This is a genomic window from Variovorax endophyticus (assembly GCF_025376855.1).
Taxonomy (GTDB): Bacteria; Pseudomonadota; Gammaproteobacteria; order Burkholderiales; family Burkholderiaceae_C; genus Variovorax.
Map to the genome: position 1 here is coordinate 36,151 of NZ_JAHUTH010000042.1, position 26,645 is coordinate 62,795.

Sequence of the window (26,645 nt, forward strand, 5' to 3'; positions counted from 1 at the left end):
CGAGGCCGGCTCAGGCGGCCGGGTCGCGGATCTCCCAGCGGATCGCGTCGATCTCGGCCAGCAGCTCGGGCGACAGCGTCGTGCCCCAGGCATCGATGTCCTCGTCGAGCTGCTCGACCGTGCGCACGCCGATGATGGTGCTCGCCACCTGCCACTTGGTGTAGCAGAAGGCCAGCGCGAGCTTCACCGGCGTCAGGCCGTTGTCGCGCGCGAGCTGGTTGTAGCGGCGCGCGGCCTTGAGCGCGTCGGGCCGGCCCCAGCGCAGCTTGCGCACCGATTCGTAGCGCGTGATGCGCGCTTCCTGTGGCGCGTCCGGGCCGGTGATGCCGCTCTGGTCGTACTTGCCGGTCAGCAGGCCGTAGGCCAGCGGCGAATAGGCCAGCAGCGACACGCCGAGCCGGTGCATGGTTTCGTCCAGGCCGTTCTCGGCGCCGCGGCTCGCGAGGTTGTAGACGTTCTGCACCGTCGCCACCCGCGGCAGTCCGTGCTCCTCGGCCAGCCGCACGAACTCGTGCACGCCGTAGGGCGTCTCGTTCGACAGGCCGATGGCGCGGATCTTCCCCGCCTTCACCAGCCCGGCCAGCGCCTCGAGCTGTTCGCGGATCGGGGTCTGCGAGACCTCCTTGGCCGGGTCGTAGTAGATGTTGCCGAAGGCCGGCACGTGGCGCTCGGGCCAGTGGATCTGGTAGAGGTCGATCACGTCGGTCTGCAGGCGCTTGAGGCTCGCGTCGCACGAGGCCACGATGTCCGCGCCCGTCATGCCCACGCCTTCGCGCACCCAGGGCGTGTTGCGCAGCGGGCCCGCGACCTTGCTCGCCAGCGTCAGCTTCCGGCGCGCGCCGGGGTTGGCCGCGAACCAGTTGCCGATGATGGTCTCGGTCGCGCCGTAGGTCTCCTGGCGCGTGGGCACCGAGTACATCTCGGCCGTGTCGATGAAGTCGACGCCGCGCTCGAGCGAGCGCGCCAGGATGGCATGGGCCGTGGGCTCGTCGACCTGCTCGCCGAAGGTCATGGTGCCGAGGCAGATGGGCGTGACGTGAAGGTCGCTCTGACCGAGTCTGATTTTTTGCATGCGCGGAAATGTACCGCCGGGCTTCGCGGCGCGCTGGCGGCGGCGCCAAACCCGAGCGGCGCGGCCGTCACGCCACTGTCGTCTGGCGGACTGTGCGCATCGACCCGGCTCCTTATCATCGGAGCCATGTACCACGCCCTCCGTCCCTCGCGCAGCGAATTCGTGCCCGTGCGCAACCTCCGCTACCACGTGCGCCTCTGGGGCCAGCCCTCGGCCGAGCGGCCGCCGCTGGTGCTGGTGCACGGCTGGATGGACGTGGCCGCCTCCTGGCAGTTCGTGGTCGACGCGCTGGCCGAGGAGCGCTTCATCGTCGCGCCCGACTGGCGCGGCTTCGGCCTCACCGACGGCGGCGGGGTCGACAACTACTGGCTGCCCGACTACCTGGCCGACCTCGAATGGCTGCTCGACCACTACGCGGGCGAAGGCGAATCGGCGCGCCCGGTCGACCTCGTGGGCCACAGCATGGGCGGCAACGTCGTCATGCACTACGCGGGCGTGCGGCCCGAGCGCATCCGCCGGCTGGTCAACCTCGAGGGCTTCGGCATGCCCGCGCGCCAGCCCGAGGAAGCGCCCGCGCGCTACGGCCAGTGGATCGACGAGCTCAAGCGGCTGCACCGCGGCGAACTCGAGCTCGCCGGCTACTCGGCTGTCGACGGCGTGGCGCGCCGGCTCATGAAGACCAACCCGCGCCTGTCGCAGGACAAGGCCGACTGGCTCGCGAGCCACTGGTCGGCCAGCCGCGTTCAGCCCGATGGCAGCGCGCGCTGGCAGATCCTCGGCGAGGCCGCGCACAAGGTCGTCAACGCCAACATCTTCCGCGTCGACGAGGTGCGCGCGCTCTATGCGCGCATTGCCGCGCCCACGCTGATGATCGAGGCCGCCGACGACAGCCTGCAGGGCTGGTGGAAGAGCCGCTACACGCTCGAGGAATTCCACCAGCGGCTGGCTTCGGTGCCCTCGGTGCGCATCGAGCAGCTGGCCGATGCCGGCCACATGCTGCACCACGACCAGCCGCAGCGGGTGGCGAAGCTGATCGAGGATTTCCTTACCTAGTCAGGCCTGCTGCACGGCGCGCCGCAACGCCGCGCGCGCCAGCAGCCGCGTCGAATCGAGCGTCGGCAGCGCCGAGTTCGCATCGCCGATGATCAGCGGGATCTCGGTGCAACCCAGCACCACCGCGTCGCAGCCCTCCTCTACCTTCATGCGCTCGATCACGCGCTGGAAGCTCGCCACGCCCTCGGGGCTGAAGATGCCGTTGACCAGCTCGTCCATGATCACGCGCCCGGTCTCGTCGCGCTCCTGCGCGTTCGGCCGGCGGTACTCGAGGCCGCGCGCCGCGAACCTGGACGGATAGACCTCGCTGTCGACCAGCCAGCGCGTGCCCGTGATGCCGATGCGCCGGAAGCCGCGCCGCACGGCCTCGTCGGCGGCCACCTCGGCGATGTGCAGCCAGGGCAGCGGCGAACGCGGCGCCACGTACTCGAAGGCCTGGTGGATCGTGTTGTCGGGGCAGATCAGGAAGTCGGCACCCGCGGCCTGCAGCTTGCGCGCCGAAGCGAGCATCAGCTCGCCCACGCCGGCCACGTCGCCCGCATCGAGGCAGCGCACGTAGTCCGCGAGCGAGGGCGTGTGCATCGACACCTCGGGATGCGCATGGGGCCCGAGCAGCGCGGCACCCTCCACGCAGATGGTCTTGTAGCAAAGGGCCGCGCCTTCGGCGGAGCAGCCCACGATTCCGATGTGTTGGGTCATGCCAGCGATCCTATGACCGCTGTCCGCATATGCAAGCTTGCGAATATTCGTTCGCGCGCGCGGCAGCGGCTCCTAGAGTGCCCGGTTCAGTTCTGGAGCCCCTCTCTCATGCGCCCTTTCGCCCTTTCCCGCCGCCTGGCCCTGGCCGGCGGCCTCGCCCTCACGCTGGGCCTCGCGGCCGCGGCTCAGGCCGCCGACCTGCGCGTCGGCTTCATGCCGGGCCCGTACCGCGACGCCTTCACCAAGGGCATCGAGCCCCAGCTCGCCAAGCTCGGCTACACCGTCAAGTACGTCGAATTCAGCCAGGGCGTGCAGCCCAACGACGCCGTCGAGCGCGGCCAGATCGACGCCAACATCTTCCAGCACACGCTCTACCTCAACGCCACCAACCAGCAGCAGAACTTCGATCTGGTGCCGATCGTCCACGTGCCGACGCCGCCGATGGGCCTCTATTCGCAGCGCCACAAGTCGCTGGCCAGCGTGCCCGACGGCGCCACCGTCACGCTGCCGGCCGACCCGGTGAACGCGGCGCGCGCGCTCAACATCCTCGCGGCCATCGGCTGGGTGCAGCTCAAGACCGGCGTGAACCCGCTGAGCGTGTCCGAGCGAGACATCTCGAGCAACCCAAAGCGCCTGAAGCTGGTGCCGCTCGATGCCGCCCAGGCACCGCGCTCGCTGGCCGACGCCGACCTCGCGGCCGTGCAGGGCAACTTCGCCGTCGCCTCGGGCCTCAAGCTCACCGAGGCGCTCAAGCTCGAGGACATGACCCTGCCCTACGTCAACGTGGTGGCGGTCAAGCGCGGCAACGAGAACGCGAAGTTCGCGAAGGACATCGTCGCGGCCTACCAGTCGGCCGAGTTCCAGCGCGTCTTCCTCGCCAATCCCGTGTGGGCCGGCTACCGGCTGCCCGACTACTTCTCGAAGTGATCGACCGATGAGCGGCTCCACCACCCGCGGCGCGCCTCCCCGGCGGCTGCACCTGAACGTCAACATCCTGCACTCGGGCTTCGTGCCCTCGGCCTGGCGCCTGCCCGAGGCCGACCCCCGGGCCTTCGCCGACATCCAGCACTACATCCGCACCGCACGGATCGCGGAAGCGGGCAAGCTCGACGCGATCTTCCTGGCCGACAACGCGGCCATCGTCGACCAGATCCACTTCCGCCCGATCACCGCGCTCGAGCCCACCATCCTGCTGGCCTGCGTGGCCGCGGCCACCACCCACATCGGACTGATCGCCACCGCCTCGACCAGCTACAACGAGCCCTACAACATCGCGCGCCGCTTCTCCACGCTCGACCACGTGAGCAATGGCCGCGCCGGCTGGAATATGGTGACCACGGCCGACCTGCCCTCGGCGCGCAACTTCGGCCTCGAGGCCACGCCCGACCATGCGAAGCGCTACGCACGCGCCTCGGAGTTCGCCGACATCGTGAAGGCGCTGTGGGACAGCTGGGAAGACGGCGCCTTTGTCGGCGACAAGGCCACGGGCAGCTTCGTCGACGCCACCAGGGTGCACCCCATCGCGCACCGCGGCGAGCACTTCGCGGTGCAGGGCCCGCTGAACCTACCGCGCGCGCCGCAGGGCCATCCGGTGCTGGTACAGGCCGGCGCCTCGGCCGACGGGCGCGAGCTCGCCTCGCGCCATGCCGAGGCCGTGTTCTCGGCCTCGCAGTCCTTCGAGGAATCGCTGGCCTATGCGCGCGCCCTCAAGACCCGCGCGGCCGAGCTGGGCCGCGGCCCCGACGCGGTGAAGGTGCTCGCGGGCCTCACCACCATCGTCGGCGGCACCGAGGCCGAGGCGCTGCGCCGCCGCGACGAGCTGGTCGACCTGATCCCCTGGGACTACAGCCTCACGCGCATCGCGGGCACGCTGGGCATCACGCCCGATCGCCTGAAGCTCGACGAGCGCCTGCCCGAGAACCTGCCGCTGCCCGGCAATGGCAACGGCAACCACACCTTCTTCAATGCGGTGGTGGCGGCCGGCCGCACCCATGGCTACACGGTGCGCCAGCTGATCCGCGAGCTCGCGGGAGGCGGCGGCCACCGCGTGATCGTGGGCACACCCGAGCAGATCGCCGACGACATCGAGCACTGGTTCAAGGGCGGCGCGGCCGACGGCTTCAACCTGATGCCCGATGCGCTGCCGCACGGGCTCGAGCATTTCGTCGACGGGGTGGTGCCGATCCTGCAGAAGCGCGGGCTGTTCCGCACCGAGTACGAGGGGCGTACCTTGCGCGATCACCTGGGGCTGGCGCGGCCCGAAGGACGGACGGCGCAGCGCCTGGCGGCTTAGAAAGAAGAAGGAGAAACGCCGCCCAGGGGAGCGGCGGCGGGCCTCAGCCCTCGTCGGCGTCGTTCCCCGTCAACGACAGCACCTCTTCGACGAAGGCCTCGAAGCCCGGCAGCGCCGCATGCGGCAGCGCATCGTCCGCGCCCTCGCCGTCGTCGAAGAACACCCGGGCCTGCCCCACCGGCAGCGCGACCCATTCGCCGGCCTCGAGCAGCAGGCCCAGATAGCCCTCGCCCTCGGGCACGTAGAACAACCCGGCCTGCCCGAGCACGCGAACCTCCTCGCCCGCGAGCGGCGCGGGAGCGTCCTCGCGCCCCCATCGCACGCCCTGCGCGGCCAGCCGGTCGGTGATCCAGCCGTCGCACACATGGGTGTCGCTCCAGCTCGCTTGCGCATCGAACACGGCCAGCACGGGCATGGGAAGGTCCCTCTCAGAAAAGTAGTTGGTTTATTGCAGGAAGCTGGGCTTCGCGTAGCCCTGGAACTTCGTGTCGACCACCGCCTTGAACTCCTTCGAGTGGTAGGCCTCCACGAGGTCCTTGGCCCAGGCGGTGTTCTTGTCCGCGGTCTTCACGGCCACGACATTCAGGTAGTAGTCGGGCGTCTTCTCGAGCACCACCGCTTCGGTGAGCTTCAGGCCCGAGGAGATCGCGAAGTTGCCGTTGATGATCGCGTACTCGGTGTCGCCGAGCGAGCGCGGCAATTGTGCAGCCTCGAGCGGAATGAACTTCAGCTTCCTGGGGTTGTCGGCCACGTCCTTCTCGGAAGCGCGCAGCGGATCCACGCCCTGCTTGATCGTGATCAGCTTGTTCTGCTCCAGCAGCACCAGCGCGCGCGCCAGGTTGCTCGGATCGTTCGGCAGCGTCACGCGGTCGCCGTCCTTCAGGTCGGCCAGCGTCTTGCGCTTGGTCGAGTACACGCCCAGTGGCGCGATCGGGCCCTGCACCAGCTCGGCCAGGTCCAGCTTCTGGTCGGCCGCGAATTTCTTCAGGTAGACCTGGTGCTGGAAGAAGTTGGCGTCGAGCGAACCCTGGGCCAGCGCCAGGTTGGGCTGTACGTAATCGTTGAATTCGACCAGCTTCACCTTGTAGCCCTTCTTCTCGAGGATCGGCACGATGCCTTGCTTGAGCTGGTCGATGTTCGAGCCGGCGGTGCCGCCGATCGTGAGGTTCTTCTTGGCGTCCTGCGCCTGCGCCGGCAGCGAGAGGCCGCCGAGCGACAGCGCGGCGAGGGACAGGGCGAGGACGGAACGGCGCAGCAGTGCGGTGGTCATGACGGAAGGCTTTGCAGGAAAGAAAGAAAAAAGGGAACGGGAGAAGAAACGAATCAACGCTTGTCGAGCCTGCGCGCCGCGGTGTTGCCGACGAACTGCAGGATCTGTACCAGCACCACGAGCAGCGCCACGGTGAGCACCATCACGTCGGTCTGGAAGCGGTAGTAGCCGTAGCGGATGGCCAGGTCGCCGATGCCGCCGCCGCCCACCACGCCGGCGATCGCCGAGTAGGAGAGGAAGCTCACCGCGAGCACCGTGAGCGCCAGCACCAGGCCCGAGCGGGCCTCGACCACCAGCACGCGCCAGACGATCTGCAGCTCCGAGGCGCCCATCGCATGGGCCGCCTCGATCACGCCGCGCGGCACCTCGCGCAGGCACTGGTCGACCAGCCGCGCGAAATAGGGAATGGCCGCGAAGGACAGCGGCACCGCCGCGGCCAGCGGCCCGATCGAGGTGCCCGCGATGACGCGCGTGAACGGCACCAGCGCCACCAGCAGGATGATGAAGGGGAAGGAGCGCACCGTGTTCACGAGCCAGTTCAGGATCAGGAACGCGGGCCGGTTGGCGAGCGACTGGCCCGGGCCGAGCAGGAACAGCAGGATGCCCAGCGGCCCGCCGATCAGCACCGCGGCCGACAGGCCGATGGCCAGCATCATGAAGGTCTGGCCGGTGGCGACCCAGAGCTCGGGAAGGATGGGGGCGATGTTCTCAAACATAGGCCACCTCCAGCGCGCTGCGTTGCGTGGCAACCGGGGCGCTGGCCGAGGCGGCTTCGCCAGCCTCGCGCGCTTCGCGTGCATCGCGTTCGCGGCGCCGCACCAGCTCGTCGATCTCGCGGCCCAGCGCGGTCTTGCGCGCCTCGCTCGGCGCGGCATCGACCTCGAACTGCTCGACCAGCCGGCCCTTCTCGAGGATCGCCACGTTGCGGCACAGCACCTCCACCACCGACAGCTCGTGCGTCACGATCACGATGGTCACGCCGATCTTCTGGTTGATGTCGCGCAGCGTCTCCAGCAGCGAGCGCGTGGTCTCGCTGTCGAGCGCCGAGGTCGGTTCGTCGCACAGCAGCACCTGCGGGCGCGGCGCCAGCGCGCGGGCGATCGCCACGCGCTGCTTCTGGCCGCCCGAGAGCTGGGCCGGGTAGGTGTCGATCTTTTCCGACAGGCCCACCAGCGCCAGGCATTCGCGCACCCGGGCGTCGATCTCGGCGCGCGAGTGGCGGCCGTGGATCTTCAGCGGGAAGGCCACGTTGTCGAACACCGTGGCGTTCTGCAGCAGGTTGAACTGCTGGAAGATCATGCCGATGTTCTGGCGCGTGTCGCGCAGCTCGCGGCGCGACAGCGTCGTCAGGTCGCGCCCGCCGACCAGCACGCGGCCCGCGTCGGGCCGCTCGAGCAGGTTGATCAGGCGCAGAAGGGTCGACTTGCCGGCGCCGCTCTTGCCGATCAGGCCGAACACGTCGCCCTGCTGGATGTCGAGCGACAGCGATTGCACGGCGTCGAAGACCTCGCCGCTGGGCAGCGCGAAGGACTTCTGCACCGACTGGAGGCGGATGACCGGTTCCGCGCTGCCGCGGGCCGGGTCGGACGATGGGTTGCTCATGTCTGGGGGAACCAAGGAACGGATGCGCGCGGCCGCCAACAGGAACACCGGCCACGGATTCGCAAAAAGGTGGCGAGTATGAAAAGAAAGGCATCGAAAGGGAACGAACAAATCGGGCGATGCTTATTCCCGAAATCACATAAGAAGGCGCCAACCTTCAACCACATACACCATAAAGCGAGCAAGGGCTCCCATATGGATATGCGCATTGGTTCGTTCCCATCGCGCCCGCCTGCTGCCACATTCGCGCCTTTCTTTTTCGAGCGCGCAGCGCCACCCCAACCATGCACAGCATCCTTCGCCGCCGCGGCCTCCTTGCCGCCACCCTGGCGGCTTCCCTCCTCGGCGGCATCGCCGGCGGCGCCCAGGCCCAGGACAACAAGAACACCGTCAAGGTCGGCATCTCGGTCGGCAACGCCGAGCAGATCTTCGAGGTGGTGAAGAAGGTCGCCGCCAAGGACGGCCTCACGGTCCAGGTCGTGGTCTTCAACGACTACCAGCTGCCCAATGCCGCGCTCGCGGCCGGCGACCTCGACGCCAACGCCTTCCAGCACCAGCCCTTCCTCGACAACCAGATCAAGGCGCGCGGCTTCGACCTCGTGCCCGTGGGCCTGACCATCACCGCGCCGCTGGGCTTCTATTCGAAGAAGCTCAAGAGCATCGACCAGCTGTCCGAGGGCGCCGCGGTCGGCATCCAGAACGACCCGTCGAACGGCAACCGCGCGCTGTTGCTGCTGCAGCAGGCCGGCCTGATCACGCTCAAACCCGAGGCCGTGAAGAACAACACCGCCACCCCGCTCGACGTGGTGACCAACCCCAAGAAGCTCAAGCTGGTGCCGCTCGACGCCGCGCAGCTGCCGCGCTCGCTCGACGACCTCGCGATCGCCGCCATCAACAACGACTACGCCGAGAAGGCCGGCCTCTCGTTCAACAAGGACGCCGTCATCAAGGAATCGCCCAAGGGCCCCTACGCCAACCTGATCGCCGTGCGCCGCGCCGACAAGGACAAGCCCTGGGCCAAACGCCTCGTGGCGGCCTACCAGTCGCCCGAGGTCAGGAGCTTCATCGAGACGCAGTTCAAGGGCGCGCTGGTTCCCGCGTTCTGACGCCGCCGCCCCACGCGCCCTCCCGGCCCCCTGCGCGCGCCGCGCCCAGGGGGCTTTTCGCCTTTGGCGGCACTGGAATGGCACTGCCCATGGGGTCATCCGCCACCCGTGAGAAAATGGCGGGTTCCCTGGAGGGCACGCCTCTCCTCCCCTCGCCAACCCACACAGTCAGGACCACCCCATGGACGCAGAACAAATCAACCAGATCGGCGCAACGCTTGCGGACCTGAGCGCCCGGACCGTGGATCTCCGGAGGTATCTTTGACTACGATGCCAAAGCCGAACGTCTGAGGACGGTCAACGCATCGCTCGAAGATCCCAACGTCTGGAACGACCCCAAGAAGGCCCAGGAGCTGGGCAAGGAAAAGAAGTCGCTCGACGACGTCGTCGTCACGCTCGACCGCCTCACCAGCGGCCTCGCGGACAACACCGAGCTCTACGAGATGTCGAAGGAAGAAGGCGACGTCGACGGCCTGCAGGCCATCGCCGATGACGCCGCCACGCTCGAAACCGACATCAAGCAGCTCGAGTTCCGCCGGATGTTCAACAACCCGGCCGACCCGCTGAACGCCTTCGTCGACATCCAGGCCGGCGCCGGCGGCACCGAGGCCTGCGACTGGGCCAGCATGCTGCTGCGCCAATACACCAAGTACGCCGAGCGCAAGGGCTTCAAGATCCAGCTCGAGGACGAGACCCCGGGCGACACCGCCGGCATCAAGAGCGCGACCATCAAGGTCGAGGGCGACTACGCCTTCGGCCTGCTGCGCACCGAGACCGGCGTGCACCGCCTCGTGCGCAAGTCGCCGTTCGACTCCTCGGGCGGGCGCCACACCAGCTTCGCGAGCATCTTCGTCTACCCCGAGATCGACGACTCCATCGAGATCGAGATCAACCCGGCGGACGTGCGCACCGACACCTTCCGTGCCAGCGGCGCGGGCGGCCAGCACATCAACAAGACCGACTCGGCCGTGCGCCTCACGCACATCCCGACCGGCATCGTGGTGCAGTGCCAGGACGGCCGCAGCCAGCACAGCAACCGCGACGTGGCGTGGAAGCGCCTGCGTTCGCGCCTGTACGACCACGAGATGCGCAAGCGCATGGAAGAGCAGCAGAAGCTCGAGGACAGCAAGACCGACGTGGGCTGGGGCCACCAGATCCGCAGCTACGTGCTGGACAACAGCCGCATCAAGGACCTGCGCACCAACGTCGAGATCTCGGCCACCCAGAAGGTGCTCGACGGCGACCTCGACGTGTTCATCGAAGCCTCGCTCAAGCAGGGCGTCTGATCCCGCCTCCTCCTTTTCGTCACCACCGCAACCACCCGCGCAGCCCCGCATGAACCTCAACGGCAAGGTCGAAGCCCTGATCTTCGACATGGACGGCACCATGATCGACTCCATGCCCTGGCATGCGCGCTCGTGGGTCGAGTTCGTGGCGCGCCACGGCCTGGTGCTCGACGTGAGCGACATCCTCGCGCGCACCACGGGCCGCACCGGCGCCGAGTGCATGCGCGAGCTGTTCGAGCGCGAGCTGTCCGATGACGAGTGCCAGGCGCTGGTGCACGAGAAGGAAGAGATCTACCGCGCGATGTTCAGCGACAACTTCACCGAAGTCGCCGGCTTCACCGCCTTCGCCAGGGCCGCCGTCGCGCGCGGCCTGAAGGTGGCCGTGGGCACCGCGGGCGACCGCCACAACATCGAGTTCGCCATGTCGCGCCTGAAGATGGACCCGCTGCCGCTGGCCATCGTCGGCGGCGACGAAGGCTTCAGCGGCAAGCCCACGCCCGCCATCTTTCTCGAGGCCGCGCGCCGCATCGGCGTGGCGCCCGAACGCTGCATCGTGTTCGAGGACGCCCCCTTCGGCATCGAGGCCGCGCGCCGCGGCGGCATGCGCGCCGTGGCCGTGTGCAGCACCCACAGCGCCGCCGAACTCGCCGGCCCCCACGTGATCGCCGCCGTGCGCGACTACAACGAACTCGCCCATTCGAATTTTCTGGAGACCCTCGATGCCGTTGCTGCCTGATTTCAGCGGTGCCCAAGCCGCACCGAACGCCATCCGCCGCGAAGACTACGCACCGCCGGCCTTCTGGATCGACACCGTCGACCTCACCTTCGACCTCGACCCGGCCAAGACCCGCGTGCTCAACCGCATGCGCCTGCGCCGCAACCCCGACGTGCCGGCGCAGCCGCTGCGCCTGGACGGCGACGAGCTCAACCTCGCGCGCGTGCTGGTCAACGGCCAGGGCGCCTCGTTCCGCATGGAAGGCGACCAGCTCGTGCTGGACGGCCTGCCCGCGGCGGAAGAAGGCTCGTTCGAGCTCGAGCTCTTCACCACCTGCTGCCCCATCAAGAACACCAAGCTGATGGGCCTGTTCGTGAGCGAGGACACCTTCTTCACGCAGTGCGAGGCCGAGGGCTTCCGCCGCATCACCTACTTCCTCGACCGGCCCGACGTGATGGCGATGTACACCGTCACCCTGCGCGCCGCCAAGGCCGCCTACCCGGTGCTGCTGTCGAACGGCAACCTGGTCGAGCACGGCGACCTGCCCGAGGGCCGCCACTTCGCCAAGTGGGTCGACCCCTTCAAGAAGCCCAGCTACCTGTTCGCGCTGGTCGCGGGCAAGCTGGTGGCGCGCGAGCAGCGCATCAAGGCACGCAGCGGCAAGGAACACCTGCTGCAGGTGTACGTGCGCGCCGGCGACCTCGACAAGACCGAGCACGCGATGAACTCGCTGATCAACTCGGTGCTGTGGGACGAGGCCCGCTTCGGCCTGCCGCTGGACCTCGACCGCTTCATGATCGTGGCCACCAGCGACTTCAACATGGGCGCCATGGAGAACAAGGGCCTGAACATCTTCAACACGAAGTACGTTCTGGCCAACCAGGCCACCGCCACCGACGCCGACTACAGCAACATCGAGAGCGTGGTCGGCCACGAGTACTTCCACAACTGGTCGGGCGACCGCGTGACCTGCCGCGACTGGTTCCAGCTCTCGCTGAAGGAAGGCCTCACCGTCTTCCGCGACCAGGAGTTCAGCCAGGACCTGTGCGCCGACGCCTCGGCGCGCGCCGTCAAGCGCATCGAAGACGTGCGCGTGCTGCGCACCGCCCAGTTCCCCGAGGATGCCGGCCCCATGGCCCACCCGGTGCGGCCCGACAGCTACATCGAGATCAGCAACTTCTACACCGTCACCATCTACGAGAAGGGTGCCGAGGTCGTGCGCATGATGCAGACCCTGGTGGGCCGCAAGGGCTTCGAGAAGGGCATCACCCTGTACTTCGAGCGCCACGACGGCCAAGCCGTGACCTGCGACGACTTCGCCCAGGCCATCGCCGACGCCAACCCCGATTCGGAACTCGCGCGCCTGCTGCCCCAGTTCAAGCGCTGGTACAGCCAGGCCGGCACCCCGCGCCTGAAAGCCAGCGGCGTGTACGACAGCGCCAACCGCAGCTACACCCTGAGCGTGCTGCAGAGCTGCCCGCCCACCCCGGGCCAGCCCAACAAGGAACCGTTCGTCATTCCGCTCAACCTCGGCCTGCTCGACGCCAGCGGCCGCGAGCTGCCCGTGCAGCTCGAGGGCGATGCCGAAGGCAGCGCCGGCACCCGCACCCTGGTGCTGTCGCGCGCCGGCGAGCAGTTCACCTTCACCAACCTCGACGCCGAGCCCGTGCCCTCGATCCTGCGCGGCTTCAGCGCGCCGGTGATCCTCGACTTCGAGTACAGCGACGCCCAGCTGCTGACCCTGCTGGCCAACGACCCCGATCCCTTCAACCGCTGGGAAGCCGGCCAGCGCCTGGGCCTGCGCGCCGCGTTGCAGGGCATCGCCGCGCTGGCCACCGACACCACCCCGGTGCTCGGCGAGGCCTACCTCGAGGCCATGCGCAGCGTGCTGCGCCATCCGCAGCTCGACCCGGCCTTCAAGGAGCTGGTGCTCACCCTGCCGTCGGAAACCTACATCGCCGAGCAGCTCGACGTGGTCGACCCGCAGCGCGTGCACCTCGTGCGCGAAGCCATGCGCGCCCAGCTCGCCACCGCCCTCTTCGGCGACTGGCAGCAGGCCTACGAAGCGCACCACGACACCGGCGCCTACAGCCCCGATCCGCTGAGCTCGGGCCGCCGCGCCCTGGCCGGCATGGCGCTCAACTTCCTGTGCCTGGCCGCGCGCTCGTCGGGCGACACCGTCTGGCCCGGCAAGACCCTGCAGCGCTTCAAGGACGCGGGCAACATGACCGACCGCTTCAACGCGCTCAACGCCCTCGTCTCCTCGGGCCACACCCTGGCCGCGCAGGCGCTCGCGCGCTTCCATGCCCTGTTCAAGAACGAGGCCCTGGTCATCGACAAGTGGTTCTCGCTGCAGGCCGGCGCCAGCGACCGCGGCGGCGACATCCTGCCGCTGGTGAAGCAGCTCATGAAGCACCCCGACTTCTCGCTGAAGAACCCCAACCGCGCGCGCAGCGTCATCTTCAGCTACTGCAGCGCCAACCCCGGCGCGTTCCACCGCCCCGACGCCGCCGGCTACGTGTTCTGGAGCGAGCGCGTCATCGAGCTCGACGCCCTCAACCCCCAGGTGGCCGCCCGCCTCGCGCGCGCCCTCGACCGCTGGAGCAAGCTCGCCGAGCCCTACCGCAGCGCCGCGCGCGAAGCCATCGCGCGCGTGGCCGCCAAGCCCGACCTGAGCAAGGACACCCACGAGGTCGTGACCCGCGCCCTGGCCGGCAGCTGATCCGCACCCAAGCAACGCATCGAAGAGAAACCGAAGAACCCTCATGGCTCAACAGAAGATTTCCCTCACCCGCTACCTCGTCGAACAGCAGCGCGCCGACGGCCTCATCCCCGGCCAGCTGCGGCTGCTGCTCGAAGTGGTGGCCCGTGCCTGCAAGAGCATCAGCCAGGCCGTCAACAAGGGCGCCCTGGGCGGCGTGCTCGGCACCGCCGAGAGCGAGAACGTGCAGGGCGAGATCCAGAAGAAGCTGGACATCATCGCCAACGAGGTGCTGATCGAGGCCAACGAATGGGGCGGCCACCTCGCCGCCATGGCCAGCGAGGAGATGGACAGCATCTACGTCGTGCCCAACCGCTACCCGCAGGGCGAGTACCTGCTCATGTTCGACCCGCTCGACGGCAGCAGCAACATCGACGTCAACGTCAGCATCGGCACCATCTTCAGCGTGCTCAAGAAGCCCGAGGGCCACCCCGGCGTGCAGGAGGGCGACTTCCTCCAGGCCGGCACCCAGCAGGTGGCCGCCGGCTACTGCATCTACGGCCCGCAGACCACCCTCGTGCTGACCGTGGGCAACGGCGTCGCCATGTTCACCCTCGACCGCGAGCAGGGCAGCTTCGTGCTGACGCAGGAAGACATCCAGATTCCGCCCGACACCAAGGAATTCGCGATCAACATGAGCAACATGCGCCACTGGGACGAGCCCGTGAAGCGCTACATCGACGAATGCCTGGCCGGCAAGGAAGGCCCGCGCGGCAAGGACTTCAACATGCGCTGGATCGCCAGCATGGTGGCCGACGTGCACCGCATCCTGATGCGCGGCGGCGTCTTCATGTACCCCTGGGACAAGCGCGAGCCCGAGAAGGCCGGCAAGCTGCGCCTGATGTACGAGGCCAACCCCATGAGCTGGCTGGTGGAACAGGCCGGCGGCGCCGCCACCAACGGCAAGCAGCGCATCCTGGAGCTGCAGCCCACCAAGCTGCACGAGCGCGTCAGCGTGATGTTGGGTTCGCGAAACGAAGTCGAGCGTTTGACCCAGTACCACGCTCAAAAGGACTGAAAACCTCGCTATAATCGAAGGCTTCGCCGGTGTAGCTCAGTCGGTAGAGCAGCTCATTCGTAATGAGAAGGTCGGGTGTTCGATTCATCTCTCCGGCACCAATCTAGAAAGCCCCGCTATTGAAAAGATAGCGGGGCTTTTTTCCTTGTGGCAGCCTCATGTCTCGTAGCTCGATTCATATGACGCGCGTGTTTCACACCTCTTTGCCCAAGGGCGGGCTCTTCGTCGGTGTCATCGCCGTCGCCCTGCATCTGCTCAGCGCTTCGTCGGCTTACGCCCAGCCCAAGGTCTACCGATGCGAGGCAAACGGCAAAGTCTCTTACTCAGACGCTCCCTGTGTAGGCGCGAAAGTCATCGACGCAACGCCGACCCAAGGCATGGACAAGATGGGCGGGAGCTCTCGCAAGGGCCGCGAAGTTCAGCAAGACGAGTTTCATCGTCAGTTCGACAACGCCCTGCGCCCCTTACACGGGCGCTCGCACGAGGATATGAACGTCGCCCGTCGCCGCGTGAACCTTTCGGCGAGTGATCAAGTGCAATGTAGCCATCTTGATCGCCTAATGCCTTCGCTCGAAGCCGATGCAAACCAGGCGAAGGCCGAAGCGAAGGCCAGAGCAGATGTAGAGCTCTACAAGGCGCGCAAGCGCTTCTTTGATTTGAAGTGCTAACACTCGCAAGGCAATCGAGACCTCATTAAGGCTCGATGGTGCGCAGCTTCTCGATCAACCCATCGTTCTTTAGCTTGGCGTGCTCACCGTAGTGCACCTCACGATGGCATGTCGGGCACAGTGCTGCAACGAATCGCGGGTGATCAGGGCCCCCGTCTGACACACGGGTGGTGTGATGAGGCTCCAGGTAGTGAGCTCCACTCTTGCGCTTGAACGGCGCGGGCTGCTCACAGAGCTCGCATCGCCCAGCAGCACGCAACAGAACGTAGTCTCGAACCGTGCGGCTGCGTTCATAGACTGCCCGCGATCCACTCTTACTGTTGGCCGAGCCATCGACCTTGGCCGCAGCAATCGCTCTACGTCGTGCCTCTTCCAACGAGACATCCTCCGACGCATCCATCTCATCCAGGAGTTCTCGATGCTCCAGATGGCCGATAGGCACCAGCCTGAAAACAATCGCGTTTCGATCCAAGCCATCCGTGTCTGGCTTCACGATCCACTCGTGCCCGCCATAGACAAACTCGCCGACGTAACGCTGCGCCCCCTTCTTCAACGTGCGGAAGAGATGGAGCGCCTTCGCGTTCATTGAGTGCTGCAGGATCGCTAGGTTGCCACGCGTCATCTTCATGTCACCGCGCTGTCCCTCGCCCGTATAGAGAAACGTGCCGTCGTCCTCTGGACGATCGGCGTATCCATGACGGGTACCGCTGTGCCCCGCGAACAAGAAAATCAACGGATAGAGCGAAGACGAAGAGATGCCGCTTTGCCAGCCTCCGCCATAAGGTTTGTGAAGCTCGGATCGTCGGTCGTAGATTTCACCGACCACAAAAGACGGCGACACATGGCTTGGATCGGGCACAGACACGTCTTTCTACGGCGGCGACTCGTGGCAGAGAAGGTTGATAACGTTTATGAATATACGTTAACCAAACCTTTCCAACCTCGAGGCAACCCCCTACGCATCGCCCCCTTGAGGCATTGCGGTCGCGTACCTCAGGCCCGCTTGACGTTAAGGTTCGTGAACACTCCCGCGACAAATGTCAATCACCCGGAGTGACGTTCACCTCCCCGCCTCTCCCTCCTACGATCCTCCCCAAGCAAAGGGGCCAAGAGGATCGAAATGCCACAGTACTGCGTCAACAAGACCGCACAACTCAATGGCGACCATGAGGTACACGCACAGGGGTGCATTTTTTGGCCGCATCCGGTGAACACGCTGTCGCTCGACTGGCACGAAGACTGCCGCTCGGCGATGGAAACGGCGCGGGCGTTCTATCGGCAGGTCAACGGCTGCCGCTACTGCTCGCCGGCCTGCCACACGGGGCCGCGCGCCTCGAACGACGACATCGGGCCAATCAGCTATCGCGGCGCATCCAAAGAAGATTCGGGGCCGGAATTTCACTCAGCCCACTCGCTGCGCTTGCGAGAGATCAAGCAGCGCCTGGGCTGCTGAGCACGTCGATCGCGGCCACCTAAACGGCACCTCGGGTCGCAACCGCGACCTCTGTGCGTCAGACCCGCACGTGAGCGCATGATGGGCCATGCGTCACTCGTTCCCATACCCGGATACCAAGCTCCAGGACGAGAGACTCCTATGTCGGCGTGCTGAGGCGATCAGATGACCATCGGCTCGCGACTCGCTCTCAACGTTTTTCTGTGGGCGGCCGCGATTCCCTTGCTCAACCTCGGCGTCACATGGCTCGACCGGCGAGAGATCGTGCCTGTGTCAGGCAGCATCGCTGCGGGATCGCTCGTCTTTCTGCTGGCGTGGGCCGTGGCGATTTACGGATGGTGCGTGCCCCGTGCCGTGTCTGGACCGAAGCGGCTCGGCTACTTGCTTGCCTTCTTGTTAGGCATGTCGCTCATAGCCTTCGGCGCAGGATGGTTAGCGTTCTGGGCGACGGTCGCGGTGTTCGGCCTCTAGGCGCCTGAGGCCCGCAGCACCTGAGGCGCCACCTCCTGCAGAAGGGATTCAGCGTCGCGCGTGGGGTCCGAGGCGATCCACAACATCATGTCGCGCCGCCTCGGGCCTATCTCCTCGAACCAGTCGCTGCCCATGCCGTAGCAACTGCTCAGCAGCGCATGCAGCTGAGACAACTTGTTCTCGAGTAGATCGAATGCGTCCGGCGTTGTGGGCGGGATGAACGCGGAAGGCGCGGGGGCGCCGGCCATAATCTCTTCAGCCATTTGGTGTGCTGCCTTTCCAAAGTAATGCACGTCACTTGGTTAGACGGCCGGGGTGTTAGCGCACCTCGGCCGTCGCCTTTTGTGCCTCGCCTTCGCGCTTGCCAAGGGAGCTTGCGCGGGGCGTGACCCCTTGGAATGTAGGCAGAGAAGGCGGGCAAGGCCAGCCCTTGGAAGTGAACAATTGTGGGCCGGTCGAATTCAGTGGCACGACCGTGACAAGAACAAGAACGCGCAGGAGCGCGCGGTTGTTGCCAGGTCAGCGGCCCTTGGTGCCGGGCATGGTCCACGCGATCACGGCCTCTTTGCGAAGGATCAAACGCGGCCGCGGTTGCGTTGGATCTGCTTTGGGAATCTGGCCTTCGACGACGACGTTCGAACCGATGCGCGAGAGGATGGTGACGTCCTTGAGTACTCCCGCCGTCGCTTTATCGGGCAAGGCTTCGCAATGCAGTGTGCCCGGTGCCGCGCTCAATGCTTGACAGGTATCAGCTGTGAGGAGCAGGTTGGTGCTGGGGATGTCGCCGATGCCGAGCATCCTCATCGTCGTTGCCGACACCGTCGAATAGCTGCTTGTGAGGAGAGCCAAGACAGCCAAGCTAAAAATCCCTGCGATAGGCCCGACGATCAGCGATACCCGCAGCGGTATCCGCGTCATGAACAAATTGATCGCCCCGATCAGAAGAAGCCAGACCGCAAGAAGAACGATCGTGAGGACCTGCGGATGAGGGCTGTCCACTCCCATGTAAATGGCTGCCTGCAAGACCTGGAAAAGTCCCAGGGTCCACAGGACACTGGACACAAAAAAGGGCCATATCTTCTGAAGTTGCGCACGCCAAGTGAATGGCGTCGCACGGCGTTGAGCGAACCAGATCAAACTGATTCCCAAGATGGGCGCGATCGCCCAACAACCCAGGGAAATCACCCAGATGCTCGGTCTCTTTGCCGGCTCAAGCATCAACGGCGACAAGACCGCAAGGGTGATCGACAAGACAGCAGGTCCGGCCGTAGCCAGCACCGAAGACCAGTTCACCGGGATCTTCGCGTCATCAAGCAGGTAGCGCATGCTCACGCCGGGTAGGACGGTGGCCAGTATCAGCGCGATCAGAGTGCCGATGCCCACAAGAGCTGCGGCAAAAAGCAGTGCCATGGACCCCGCCAGATCGACATCCGGCATGAACCCAATGCGAAGAAAGAACCCCAGAAGAAGCAATCCTCCGAGCGTGAGTGCCGCGGATGTGGCGAGGGCCACTGGATTCCGAACGACGTATTCGGCAAACAAGGACAGGTACTTCGCAAGCCCTTGCTTCGGAAGCGCGTTCCCCGAGGCCTCGTTCAGCCGAATCCGATGAACCAGCTCCTGCTTCGCCTTCACTGACCTCATCCCAATCCCTCCGGAAATTGCGGAAGCTCGCGCAGCGCACGAGTCGCTATCGACCGTCTCCCGGCGGCCGAAAGCTTTGTTTGGAACGAGTGTAGACGCAGCTATTCGTCGTCTACTGCTTGCGCCTCAACCCGGATACCGGTCCTTGAAGCCGCTGCCAGTCGGGTATTTCGTGAAGAACGAGATCTCGCCATGCGTGCCTATCGAGAGATTGAAAACTCCCACGCCCATCTCGCGCAACCCGAGGTCAAAGGCGTAGATCCTCTCCTCGACCTCGTCGACGAGCGAGAACACCATGTCCTCGACGATGCCCTCGTATTCGGCGACGAGCGCGAGCAGCTCCGCGGGGAAGTCGTTGCGCAGCAAGCGCCCGTGAAAGAAGAAGTCGATCTTCTCGTCCGGAAGGAATTCGACGGTGGCGTACACCTCGCCGCCGCGGCGCGAAACGATGTGGTCGATCATGTTCATCCTGCGCATCCCTTGAATGCGCTGAGCAGCTTTCCCTTGTTCGCATTGAATCCATCCACGCCCTCGGGATGGATCAGCCTGGCGTGATTCTGTCCCAGCGCGCCCTTGGAAGGGTCGTGAATCACGTCGAAGCCCGTGGCGCGCAGGTCGGCCGCGCCGATCTCGCCCACGCTGGCCGCGGGGCGGTTGGGAAAGGCCTTGTTCCAGATGCCCATGGCCTCGTCGGCGCTGTTGGCGCGGATCACCGACACGCCCGGTGGATTGAGCTTGCCCTTGCCGATCGCATCGAGCTCGCGCGCGTTGAAATCGAAGTTGAAGGGGCCGTCGGTGCTTACGCGATACACCTTGGCTGCATCGGGCAGCGGCGAGCCCTTCTCCAGGGTGTTGAGGCCCCAGGGATCGATCCACGCGATGGGGTTCGGCGCATAGGCATGCAGGTTCATGCCACCGGCCAGGCCGATCGGGTCGGGGCCGATGAAGCGGCCGATGTCGGGGTCGTAGTAGCGGAAGGTGTTGTAGTGCAGGCCGGTGTCGCGGTCGAGGTACTGCCCCTGCAGGCGCAGGTTCTGCTCGATGCGCGGCGAATCGTCGTCCCGTGGCATTGCGGACAGCGCCGGCCGGCCATCGAGCGTGGCGAGTTCCCAGTGCTCGGAGACGGTCGCGCCCCAGGTCCGGTAGCTGGCACGCCAGCAGAGGCGGCCCTGCTCGTCGCTCAACTCCTCGGGCCGGCCCGCGGTGTCGGTGTGGAAGTGGCGGATGCGCCCGCCGTGCCGCCCGCCGGCCTCGGGCGGCGATGCCTCCAGGCGCGCGAGCGGCACGTAGCTGCCGGGCTCGTAGACGTAGGCCACGGCCTGCCCGCCACGGCGCTCCTCGATGAGCCGCATGCCCTCCCAGACGAAACGCGTGTGCCCGAAGGCATCGCGCTTGGCCACGCGTCGCCCGAGTGCGTCGTAGTCGAAGCGGGTGGTCTGACTGATCGCCTCGGGCGTGTGCGGTCGCCGCGTCGTGTGCACGGCGGCGAGGCGGTTCTCGTCGTCCCAGTCGAAGCGCTGCTCGGTGTGCCGCCCCGACTTCTTGCAGACCAGGCGGCCGTGGCCGTCATACACGTAGCGATGGGCACCGCTCACGCGCACGAGGTTGTCGCGCAGTTGCGGCGGCGCGAAGGTCGCGGCGGCGTCGAGCAGATTGCCCGCGGGGTCGTAGCCGAAGCGCTCGTGCCGGTCGCCGCGATCGGCGCGATCGGGCTGCTGCGCCCCGCCGACGATGCGCACGCGCTCCTCGATGCGTCCGGTCGCGTCGTAGCGGTAGCCGGTCGCGCCTTCTATGGAATGACGGCTGCCGCGCAGCTCGCCCACGGCATCGTGCCGGTACTCCTTCATCAGGCCATCGAGCACACGCGCATCGGCGGTGCCGACACTGTCCATCGCACGCCGCCAATCCTCGTCGGCGGTCGAGAAGGCGCCGGCCAGCGCGCCCGGCCGGCACCACGACGCGCTGCGCCGCCCGAGCGGATCGAGCGCGAAGCGCAGCGACAGCGCACCCTGGCTGCGCGCCACCTCGCGATGCAGGGCATCGCGCTCGATGTCGCACACGACACGTCGCCGCGCGGGTTCGCCCGCGGACTCGTGCGAGAAGTCGATCCGGTGCAGGTGGCCCGAACCGTAGTGGAGGTAGTCGAGCACGCGTCGCCCGTCGTCCGCACCGCTGGCGCCGCCCGCGCCATCCAGCGCGGGCAGCACGGTGCGCGTGCGGTTGCCGAAGGCATCGTGCTCGTGCTGCAGTGCGTGGCGTTCGCCGCTGCGCTCGTCGATGGCGATCTCGCTGACGATGCGGCCGAGGCGGTCGTAGGCCAGGCAGGTGCGATGCAGGGGGCGCAGCGTGGCCGATGCGCCCTCGCCCTCCACCACCTCGAGCTTGAGCGCCTCGACCAGCCTGTCGAGCAGGTCGTAGCGGTAGCGATAGCGATGGCTTGCGGTGCGTTTCTCGAGCAGGCGGCCCGCGGCGTCGCGAACCAGCTCGGTGCGAAGCGGCCGCGCGATCCGGCGCGGCTGCGCGGCGGGGTCGAGCGAAAGGTCTTCGTCGCCGATGCCGGGCCAGTGCGTCACCGCCACCACGCGACCGTTGGCATCGTGTTCGGTCTGCACGCGCGTGCCATCCACGCGACGCTCCTCGACGATGCGGTCGGCCTGGTCGCGCACGAACTCGAAGGCACGGCCGTTCTCGTTGACCAGGCGCTGCAGCCGCCCGGCGGCGTCGTAGTGCCAGGCGATCTGGCGGCCCTCCGCGTCGCGCCGCAGCATCGGCTCGCCGCGCGGACCGAGCACGAAGTGCGTGCGGCGGCTCAGCGCGTCGGTCGCGGCCACGAGGCGGCCCGCGGCGTCGCGCTCGAAGCCCTGATGGCTGCCGTCGGGCCGCGACACCGACAGCAGCCGGCCCCTGGCATCGTGCGCGAGCAGGGTCCGCTGGCCGAGCGCGTCGGTCACGGCCGCGAGGTGGCCCCAGCCGTCGTAGTCGTAACGCGTGGTGCTGCCCGAGCAGTCCGTGAAGGCCGCGAGCTGCGCCCGCTCGTTCCAGCGCAGCTTCTGGCTGCCGCCATGGGGGTCGGTGACGCGAACGGGCAGGCCGCGCCGGTCGTAGGCGTACTCGGTGACATGCCCCAGCGGATCGGTCTCGCGCACGAGGTTGCCTTCGTCGCTGTAGGCATAGGTCCAGGCGCTGCCATCCGGCAGGGTCTCGTGCCACGGCAGGCCGAAGTCGGTCCAGCCGGTGCGCCAGGTGCGTCCCAACGCATCGGTGCGGCTGCAGGGAAAACCTTGCGCGTCGTAGTCGCACCGCATGGTCGCGCCATCGGGCTCGGTGAGCGTAGCCAGCAGTCCCAGCTCGTCATAGCGCGCCTGCCAGCGCTGGCCTTGCGCGTTGGTGTGGGAAACGAGCTGGTGCGCGTCGTTCCACTGCCACAGCAGCACGCGCCCGAGGTTGTCGACGACGCGAGTTTCGCCGAGAGCCTGGCCTGCGCGCGGCGGCGCGTAGCTCGCCTCGTAGCGGCGGCCGTCGCTGGTCCAGTGCCGGCGCACGCGAGCCTCGGCATTCACGCCGGTCCACTCGTAGTGGCATTCGAGGCCCGCCGCATCGGCATGGAAGCGCATCAGGCCCTGCCCGTCGTAGCCGAAGCGGCGTGTCGCGGCGCCGGCGCGGTCCCTCACCTCGGCCAGCCTGCCTTCGGCATCGTGGCGGTAGGCGACCAGCAGGCCGGGCGTCTCGCCGCGGGCACCCGCCGCCAGGTGCACCGCGCACAGCCGCGCGGCGCCCGTGCGCTCCTCGTGCTCGAGCACAATGCGGCGACCGGTGCCGTCGACGATCTCGGCGAGCCGGCCCGATGCATCGTGGCTCAATGCAATGAAGTTGCCGTTGCGGTCCTCGAGCCTTGCCAGCCTGAGCGTGCAACCCGTCGGTGCATCGGCCGGCGGCGCCTCGAAGATGTAGAACAGCCCGCCGGGCACGTGGATGAAATAGTGGCCGCTCTCGGTTCGGCACAGTTCGACGCCCTCGCACGGGTCATGGCGCCGCGAGCCGGCGGGAATGTCGGGAAGCGGCAACTCGCGACCCTGCCGGTCGACGAGCGTCAGCATCCGCTGCCCGTCATGCCCCTGCCCCAGGCGCAGCAGCATCGAGTACGGCAGGTTCCAGCCCTGCCCCAACGGTCCGTCGTGGCGCAGGTCGCGGCTGTTGTAGAAGCGCTGCCACGCGATCGGCAGCGGGCCCGGCAGGCTGAAATCGAGCTCGCCCTCGCCGCCGAGGAACTTGGCGCCCGTGGCCGCATGCACCGGGTTGCCGAACGAGCTCACCAGGCCATGGATGCCCAGGCCGACGCCGACCGCGCCCTCGATCAGGCAAGGCAATGCCTGGCGGCCCTGGCGCGCGAGCTTCGGCAGGCAGCGCAGGCCGCGATAGATCATGACCACGTTGAACACGGTCACCAGCACCTTCGAGATCAGCGGCACCTCGTCGGCCACCTCGCGCACGCGCGCGGTCGGCCCGCCGATGAAGACGTTGGGCGAGCCTTCGCTGACCTTGGCGCCGCACTCGGTGTGGTCGTCCTTGCGCGAAGCCACGCCGCGGTTGATGAACACGGTCTCGGCGCCCTCGGCCAGCAGGATCTGCGGCGAGTCGCGCGAGCAGCTCACGGTGTCCATCGGAATGTCGGGCGAGGCCCGCGCCGCGCCCACGGCCTTGCTGTTGACGAACACGTCCGACGAGGCGCTGGTGATGGCGCCGGTCACGGTGAGCGTCTCGGGCACCAGCGCATCGGCGATCGATTCGCCGATGCTCGCACCCACGTAGCCGCCGGCCATGCGCGCGCCGACCACCACCGCGCCCGCTACCAGCGGCCCCGCGAGCCCGCCGGTGCCGACCACGGCCGCCACGGCCACGCCGGCCGCGAAGCCCACGGCGATGCCGCCGATCAGCCCGCCGGCGAACTTGGCCCAGAAGCGCGCATGCGCGTTGGTGTGGGCAATGGGGTCGTGCAGGCGCGCTGCGGGTTGGCCGGGCATGGTCGATGGCGAGGCACGCGGGCGCGGTGCCGCGTCAGTCCCTGGGCTGGAAGCTCGCGAGCGTGCGCTGCCACAGCGCGAGCTCGCTCTCGCCGAAGGGCTCGGGGCTGCTCGCGGTGAGGATCAGCACCGCGCGGCCGTCGGGCAGTTGAAAGGCGGCCTGCCGCTGGTGCAGCGCCTGGCCGTTCTGCCTGAAGCGGGTGGCGATCTCGATGGCGGCCAGGCTGCGCATCGCGGGGCCCACGCCGATGGGGTTGCGCGAGGTTTCCTGCAGCTGGCTCACCTGGCGCTTGAGGTCGTTCATCTGGCGCTCGACGAACTGCGCCAGGGTTTCGTGCGCGCGCAAGGCGTCGCGGCTGACGATGAAGGTGACGCCGCTGCCGTCGGGCATGGCGAGCACGTTCATCGAGCGGTCGATGCGGCCGTCGTCGGGGAGGTCGAAGTGGCCTTCTTGGATGTGATAGCGCATGGGCGTCCTGCAGTTCAGTGGGGCGCGAAGACGATGTAGGCCAGGCAGTCGCGGCGGCGTTCCTTGAAGCCGAACGACAGCCGTCCCCATGTCGTCTCGGCGCTGAGGGTGATCGCCTCCTCGGGCGAACGGCCGCGCGGCACGCCGGTGAGCGACAGCAGCTGATGGCGTGCCCTCACCTCCTCGAGCGGGACGCAGCGGCCCTGCAGCTCGATGACGAGAAATCCGGGGTGCCCGGGTTCACGCCGGATCCTCAGGTCGACGCTCGATATCTCGACACCATCGCCGAGGCGGATCGGCCCGCCCTCGAAGAAGCGGAACGGTTCGTCATCGGCCGACGAGGCTTCCGCCAAGTGCCCCGGCAGAAGCCTCGCCACGGCCGGCGCCGAGAACGGAATCTGCGCGGACAAGGCATCGACCATGCTCCACAACGACAACGCAGACGACGGACCGTTCATCGCCGCGCTCACTTCGGGCCCTTCGGATTGCTTTGAGACATGGCCTTCAGGGCCTGGGGGTAGCCCTTGGCGTAGTAGTCGTAGTAGGACTCCTGGGTCGTCGAAGTCTTCCCGGTGCCGTAGATCGTGCCCATGGTCCGGATCGCCGATTCGGTGTCGCCCGTTTTCAAGGCGTTGTCGTAGGCGCCGTTGTAGATGGCCATGTGAATGGGATTGGTCGTCGCCTTGATGTCGTCCGCGCCCATCGCCAGCAGTTCGCGTTGCACCTTGATCTCGTTCATCTGTGCCGCGCCCTCCGACATCAGCATGCTGTCGATGTAGCTCTCCTTTGATTGAAGATCGATTTTTCCCGGATACAGCGCATGCCCGAGCTCGTGGGCGAGGTGCTCGTGGAACATCGCCGGGTTCGTCTTGACGTCGCTGTCGAGCGTGATCCGTTTGGTCTGCAGATTGGTGTGCGAGCCCTTGCCGCTCGGCCCATAGACGATCTTCCAGTTCGCATCCTTCAGCCTCTTCATCTGCTCGGCGAGAACCTTGGACTTGATGGGCGAACCGGAGGTGGCCGCGCTCTGCGGTGTCGCCGGCGCCGCCGCCGCGGGCAAGGTGGGCGCCTGTTCCTCTTCGGTGGCCTCGGGCGGCGCTGCGCCCACCGGCGCCTCGCAGTTCAGAAAGATCTTCCCGCCCCGCTGATCCAGATCCTCCGTGAAGTTCACCAGCCCCTTCACGCCGCTGATCCGGATCGTTCCGTCCTCGAGCAGCACGATCGACGACTTGCCGCAGATCAGCGAGATGCTGGTCTTGCCCATCACGAACACGTCCTGGTCCACCGCCTGCACCAGCACCGACTTGCGGCCCACGAGGTTGGCGTTGCTCTCGGTCGAGGTCACCGAGGCATCGGTCTTGGCCACGAGGTTGATCGCGCCCTCGCTCGCATGCGAGACGATGTCGCCGCCCGAGACCACGTTGACCTGCCCGCCCTTGGCGATCTGCGTCAGCATGCCGCCCGCCACCAGTTGCGTGAGCTGCGCGCCGGTGGTGAGCGTCATGGCCGACTGCGAGCGCATCGACACGCTCTGGCCCGAGCTCACGACGATGGGCTTGGGGCTGATCATGGTCTGGCCCTCGGGGCTCACGATCGAGACCACGGGCTTGTCGATCCTGCGCGAGAGGTCGAGCATGCGCTGCGCATCGGCCATGGCGGGGTCGGCATCGCCCGAGACGCCGGCCTCGTCGGAAGCATCGCCCCCAGCCAGCGCGCTCACGGCCTGCGCCGCGCCGGCCAGCGACTGCACGCCCTGCACCAGTCCCATGAGCTGCTGGCCCTTGCCCTTGGCCATGGCGCCGACCAGCGCCTTGGTGGCGGCGATGGCCTGGCCGGCCGACTGCATCAGCGCGCCGCTCTGCGCGAGCGCGGCGCCCATGTGCTCGTGGCCGTCGGGGTTGTCGCGCGACACGCGCTGCGTGAAGTCCTGCGTGTAGGTGGTCAGCAGCAGGCCCTTGTCGGCGCGGATCGAACCCCACTCGTTGGTGCGCAACTCGAAGCCGTAGCTGCGCTGCACCTCCGAGCCCTGGTTCATCAGGTAGCC

Annotated in this window: 25 protein-coding genes and 1 tRNA gene; 12 read left to right on the top strand and 14 right to left on the bottom strand. The window is 67.2% G+C overall.

Going from position 1 to position 26,645, the window contains the following annotated elements; all coding sequences use genetic code 11:
- Positions 1-10: 10 nt before the first annotated feature.
- A complete protein-coding gene (locus KV106_RS36280) occupies positions 11-1,072 on the bottom strand; it encodes an aldo/keto reductase (RefSeq protein ID WP_261216684.1) in 1,062 nt (353 codons plus the stop codon).
- Positions 1,073-1,198: 126 nt separating this feature from the next.
- On the opposite strand from KV106_RS36280, the gene KV106_RS36285 reads away from it, so the two are divergent.
- Positions 1,199-2,125 carry an alpha/beta fold hydrolase gene (locus tag KV106_RS36285; protein WP_261216685.1) on the top strand — a complete coding sequence of 309 codons (927 nt, stop codon included), beginning with the start codon at positions 1,199-1,201 and terminating at the stop codon, positions 2,123-2,125.
- Here KV106_RS36285 and KV106_RS36290 read toward each other — a convergent pair whose 3' ends face one another.
- Positions 2,126-2,824 (bottom strand): aspartate/glutamate racemase family protein, encoded by a 699-nt coding sequence (locus KV106_RS36290; protein ID WP_057594904.1) that lies wholly within the window; start codon positions 2,822-2,824, stop codon positions 2,126-2,128.
- A 108-nt stretch (positions 2,825-2,932) separates the two neighbouring features.
- Here KV106_RS36290 and KV106_RS36295 point away from each other — a divergent pair, with 108 nt between their 5' ends.
- Both KV106_RS36295 and KV106_RS36300 read left to right on the top strand, forming a co-directional pair.
- Positions 2,933-3,751, top strand: coding sequence for a MetQ/NlpA family ABC transporter substrate-binding protein (locus KV106_RS36295; protein WP_261216691.1), 819 nt, complete (start codon positions 2,933-2,935; stop codon positions 3,749-3,751).
- A 7-nt stretch (positions 3,752-3,758) separates the two neighbouring features.
- Positions 3,759-5,117 (top strand): LLM class flavin-dependent oxidoreductase, encoded by a 1,359-nt coding sequence (locus KV106_RS36300; protein WP_057594906.1) that lies wholly within the window; start codon positions 3,759-3,761, stop codon positions 5,115-5,117.
- Between the two features lie 43 nt (positions 5,118-5,160).
- On the opposite strand, the gene KV106_RS36305 is transcribed toward KV106_RS36300, so the two are convergent.
- The 4 genes from KV106_RS36305 to KV106_RS36320 are packed head-to-tail and all read right to left on the bottom strand — an operon-like array spanning position 5,161 to position 7,989.
- The gene (locus KV106_RS36305) at positions 5,161-5,532 is read right to left on the bottom strand and encodes a hypothetical protein (RefSeq protein WP_261216695.1); all 372 of its coding nucleotides are present in this window, start codon (positions 5,530-5,532) and stop codon (positions 5,161-5,163) included.
- Between the two features lie 30 nt (positions 5,533-5,562).
- The gene (locus tag KV106_RS36310) at positions 5,563-6,387 is read right to left on the bottom strand and encodes a MetQ/NlpA family ABC transporter substrate-binding protein (RefSeq protein WP_261216697.1); all 825 of its coding nucleotides are present in this window, start codon (positions 6,385-6,387) and stop codon (positions 5,563-5,565) included.
- A 53-nt stretch (positions 6,388-6,440) separates the two neighbouring features.
- Positions 6,441-7,103 (bottom strand): methionine ABC transporter permease, encoded by a 663-nt coding sequence (locus KV106_RS36315; RefSeq protein ID WP_057594909.1) that lies wholly within the window; start codon positions 7,101-7,103, stop codon positions 6,441-6,443.
- Positions 7,096-7,989, bottom strand: a complete 894-nt coding sequence (locus tag KV106_RS36320; RefSeq protein ID WP_057594910.1) for a methionine ABC transporter ATP-binding protein — start codon at positions 7,987-7,989, stop codon at positions 7,096-7,098. Before KV106_RS36320 ends, KV106_RS36315 begins: the two co-directional genes overlap by 8 nt.
- 284 nt (positions 7,990-8,273) lie before the next feature.
- Here KV106_RS36320 and KV106_RS36325 point away from each other — a divergent pair, with 284 nt between their 5' ends.
- The 7 genes from KV106_RS36325 (at position 8,274) to KV106_RS36355 (ending at position 15,543) form a co-directional block, all read left to right on the top strand.
- On the top strand, positions 8,274-9,095 hold the full coding sequence (locus KV106_RS36325; RefSeq protein ID WP_261216701.1) for a MetQ/NlpA family ABC transporter substrate-binding protein: 822 nt from the start codon (positions 8,274-8,276) through the stop codon (positions 9,093-9,095).
- Positions 9,096-9,276: 181 nt separating this feature from the next.
- Positions 9,277-10,381 (top strand): peptide chain release factor 2 gene (gene prfB / locus KV106_RS36330; RefSeq protein ID WP_172705610.1). Its coding sequence is split into 2 segments (ribosomal slippage): positions 9,277-9,357 and positions 9,359-10,381, totalling 1,104 coding nucleotides; the frame shifts between segments, so codons are not numbered across the junction.
- Positions 10,382-10,430: 49 nt separating this feature from the next.
- On the top strand, positions 10,431-11,117 hold the full coding sequence (locus KV106_RS36335; protein ID WP_057594913.1) for an HAD family hydrolase: 687 nt from the start codon (positions 10,431-10,433) through the stop codon (positions 11,115-11,117).
- A complete protein-coding gene (pepN, locus tag KV106_RS36340; RefSeq protein ID WP_261216703.1) occupies positions 11,101-13,818 on the top strand; it encodes an aminopeptidase N in 2,718 nt (905 codons plus the stop codon). Before KV106_RS36335 ends, pepN begins: the two co-directional genes overlap by 17 nt.
- 43 nt (positions 13,819-13,861) lie before the next feature.
- Positions 13,862-14,875: a class 1 fructose-bisphosphatase gene (locus KV106_RS36345; protein ID WP_261216704.1), complete on the top strand. Its 1,014-nt coding sequence runs from the start codon at positions 13,862-13,864 to the stop codon at positions 14,873-14,875.
- 25 nt (positions 14,876-14,900) lie between these two features.
- Positions 14,901-14,976 (top strand) — tRNA-Thr (locus KV106_RS36350).
- A gap of 57 nt (positions 14,977-15,033) precedes the next feature.
- Positions 15,034-15,543, top strand: a complete 510-nt coding sequence (locus tag KV106_RS36355) for a DUF4124 domain-containing protein (protein ID WP_261216706.1) — start codon at positions 15,034-15,036, stop codon at positions 15,541-15,543.
- A 25-nt stretch (positions 15,544-15,568) separates the two neighbouring features.
- Here the strand turns inward: KV106_RS36355 and KV106_RS36360 are convergent, their stop codons facing one another.
- On the bottom strand, positions 15,569-16,408 hold the full coding sequence (locus KV106_RS36360; RefSeq protein WP_261216711.1) for an HNH endonuclease: 840 nt from the start codon (positions 16,406-16,408) through the stop codon (positions 15,569-15,571).
- Between the two features lie 255 nt (positions 16,409-16,663).
- Between KV106_RS36360 and KV106_RS36365 the strand changes: the two genes are divergently transcribed.
- Positions 16,664-16,996, top strand: coding sequence for a hypothetical protein (locus tag KV106_RS36365; RefSeq protein ID WP_261216713.1), 333 nt, complete (start codon positions 16,664-16,666; stop codon positions 16,994-16,996).
- A gap of 165 nt (positions 16,997-17,161) precedes the next feature.
- Entirely contained in the window at positions 17,162-17,467 is a 306-nt protein-coding gene (locus tag KV106_RS36370; RefSeq protein ID WP_261216714.1) for a hypothetical protein, read from the top strand.
- Here KV106_RS36370 and KV106_RS36375 read toward each other — a convergent pair.
- The 7 genes from KV106_RS36375 to KV106_RS36405 form a co-directional block, all read right to left on the bottom strand.
- A complete protein-coding gene (locus tag KV106_RS36375) occupies positions 17,464-17,730 on the bottom strand; it encodes a hypothetical protein (protein ID WP_261216716.1) in 267 nt (88 codons plus the stop codon). The two genes, KV106_RS36370 and KV106_RS36375, sit on opposite strands and share 4 nt — an antisense overlap.
- A 256-nt stretch (positions 17,731-17,986) precedes the next feature.
- Entirely contained in the window at positions 17,987-19,102 is a 1,116-nt protein-coding gene (locus KV106_RS36380) for a hypothetical protein (RefSeq protein ID WP_261216718.1), read from the bottom strand.
- A gap of 135 nt (positions 19,103-19,237) precedes the next feature.
- Positions 19,238-19,579 (bottom strand): hypothetical protein, encoded by a 342-nt coding sequence (locus tag KV106_RS36385; protein ID WP_261216719.1) that lies wholly within the window; start codon positions 19,577-19,579, stop codon positions 19,238-19,240.
- Positions 19,576-24,132, bottom strand: a complete 4,557-nt coding sequence (locus KV106_RS36390; protein WP_261216722.1) for an RHS repeat-associated core domain-containing protein — start codon at positions 24,130-24,132, stop codon at positions 19,576-19,578. Before KV106_RS36390 ends, KV106_RS36385 begins: the two co-directional genes overlap by 4 nt.
- A 34-nt stretch (positions 24,133-24,166) precedes the next feature.
- On the bottom strand, positions 24,167-24,601 hold the full coding sequence (locus KV106_RS36395; RefSeq protein ID WP_057594923.1) for a DcrB-related protein: 435 nt from the start codon (positions 24,599-24,601) through the stop codon (positions 24,167-24,169).
- A 14-nt stretch (positions 24,602-24,615) separates the two neighbouring features.
- Entirely contained in the window at positions 24,616-25,059 is a 444-nt protein-coding gene (locus tag KV106_RS36400; protein WP_261216724.1) for a hypothetical protein, read from the bottom strand.
- Positions 25,060-25,067: 8 nt separating this feature from the next.
- Positions 25,068-26,645: type VI secretion system tip protein VgrG (locus KV106_RS36405; RefSeq protein ID WP_261216725.1), on the bottom strand; the 1,578-nt coding region annotated here is incomplete at its 5' end.

Excerpts from the sequence above, each read along its gene's own strand:
- KV106_RS36280 (WP_261216684.1), bottom strand. The coding sequence starts at position 1,072 with ATGCAAAAAATCAGACTCGGTCAGAGCGACCTTCACGTCACGCCCATC.
- KV106_RS36285 (WP_261216685.1), top strand. The coding sequence starts at position 1,199 with ATGTACCACGCCCTCCGTCCCTCGCGCAGCGAATTCGTGCCCGTGCGC.
- KV106_RS36290 (WP_057594904.1), bottom strand. The coding sequence starts at position 2,824 with ATGACCCAACACATCGGAATCGTGGGCTGCTCCGCCGAAGGCGCGGCC.
- KV106_RS36295 (WP_261216691.1), top strand. The coding sequence starts at position 2,933 with ATGCGCCCTTTCGCCCTTTCCCGCCGCCTGGCCCTGGCCGGCGGCCTC.
- KV106_RS36300 (WP_057594906.1), top strand. The coding sequence starts at position 3,759 with ATGAGCGGCTCCACCACCCGCGGCGCGCCTCCCCGGCGGCTGCACCTG.
- KV106_RS36305 (WP_261216695.1), bottom strand. The coding sequence starts at position 5,532 with ATGCCCGTGCTGGCCGTGTTCGATGCGCAAGCGAGCTGGAGCGACACC.
- KV106_RS36310 (WP_261216697.1), bottom strand. The coding sequence starts at position 6,387 with ATGACCACCGCACTGCTGCGCCGTTCCGTCCTCGCCCTGTCCCTCGCC.
- KV106_RS36315 (WP_057594909.1), bottom strand. The coding sequence starts at position 7,103 with ATGTTTGAGAACATCGCCCCCATCCTTCCCGAGCTCTGGGTCGCCACC.
- KV106_RS36320 (WP_057594910.1), bottom strand. The coding sequence starts at position 7,989 with ATGAGCAACCCATCGTCCGACCCGGCCCGCGGCAGCGCGGAACCGGTC.
- KV106_RS36325 (WP_261216701.1), top strand. The coding sequence starts at position 8,274 with ATGCACAGCATCCTTCGCCGCCGCGGCCTCCTTGCCGCCACCCTGGCG.
- KV106_RS36335 (WP_057594913.1), top strand. The coding sequence starts at position 10,431 with ATGAACCTCAACGGCAAGGTCGAAGCCCTGATCTTCGACATGGACGGC.
- pepN (WP_261216703.1), top strand. The coding sequence starts at position 11,101 with ATGCCGTTGCTGCCTGATTTCAGCGGTGCCCAAGCCGCACCGAACGCC.
- KV106_RS36345 (WP_261216704.1), top strand. The coding sequence starts at position 13,862 with ATGGCTCAACAGAAGATTTCCCTCACCCGCTACCTCGTCGAACAGCAG.
- KV106_RS36355 (WP_261216706.1), top strand. The coding sequence starts at position 15,034 with ATGTCTCGTAGCTCGATTCATATGACGCGCGTGTTTCACACCTCTTTG.
- KV106_RS36365 (WP_261216713.1), top strand. The coding sequence starts at position 16,664 with ATGCCACAGTACTGCGTCAACAAGACCGCACAACTCAATGGCGACCAT.
- KV106_RS36370 (WP_261216714.1), top strand. The coding sequence starts at position 17,162 with ATGACCATCGGCTCGCGACTCGCTCTCAACGTTTTTCTGTGGGCGGCC.
- KV106_RS36375 (WP_261216716.1), bottom strand. The coding sequence starts at position 17,730 with ATGGCTGAAGAGATTATGGCCGGCGCCCCCGCGCCTTCCGCGTTCATC.
- KV106_RS36385 (WP_261216719.1), bottom strand. The coding sequence starts at position 19,579 with ATGAACATGATCGACCACATCGTTTCGCGCCGCGGCGGCGAGGTGTAC.
- KV106_RS36390 (WP_261216722.1), bottom strand. The coding sequence starts at position 24,132 with ATGCCCGGCCAACCCGCAGCGCGCCTGCACGACCCCATTGCCCACACC.
- KV106_RS36395 (WP_057594923.1), bottom strand. The coding sequence starts at position 24,601 with ATGCGCTATCACATCCAAGAAGGCCACTTCGACCTCCCCGACGACGGC.
- KV106_RS36400 (WP_261216724.1), bottom strand. The coding sequence starts at position 25,059 with ATGAACGGTCCGTCGTCTGCGTTGTCGTTGTGGAGCATGGTCGATGCC.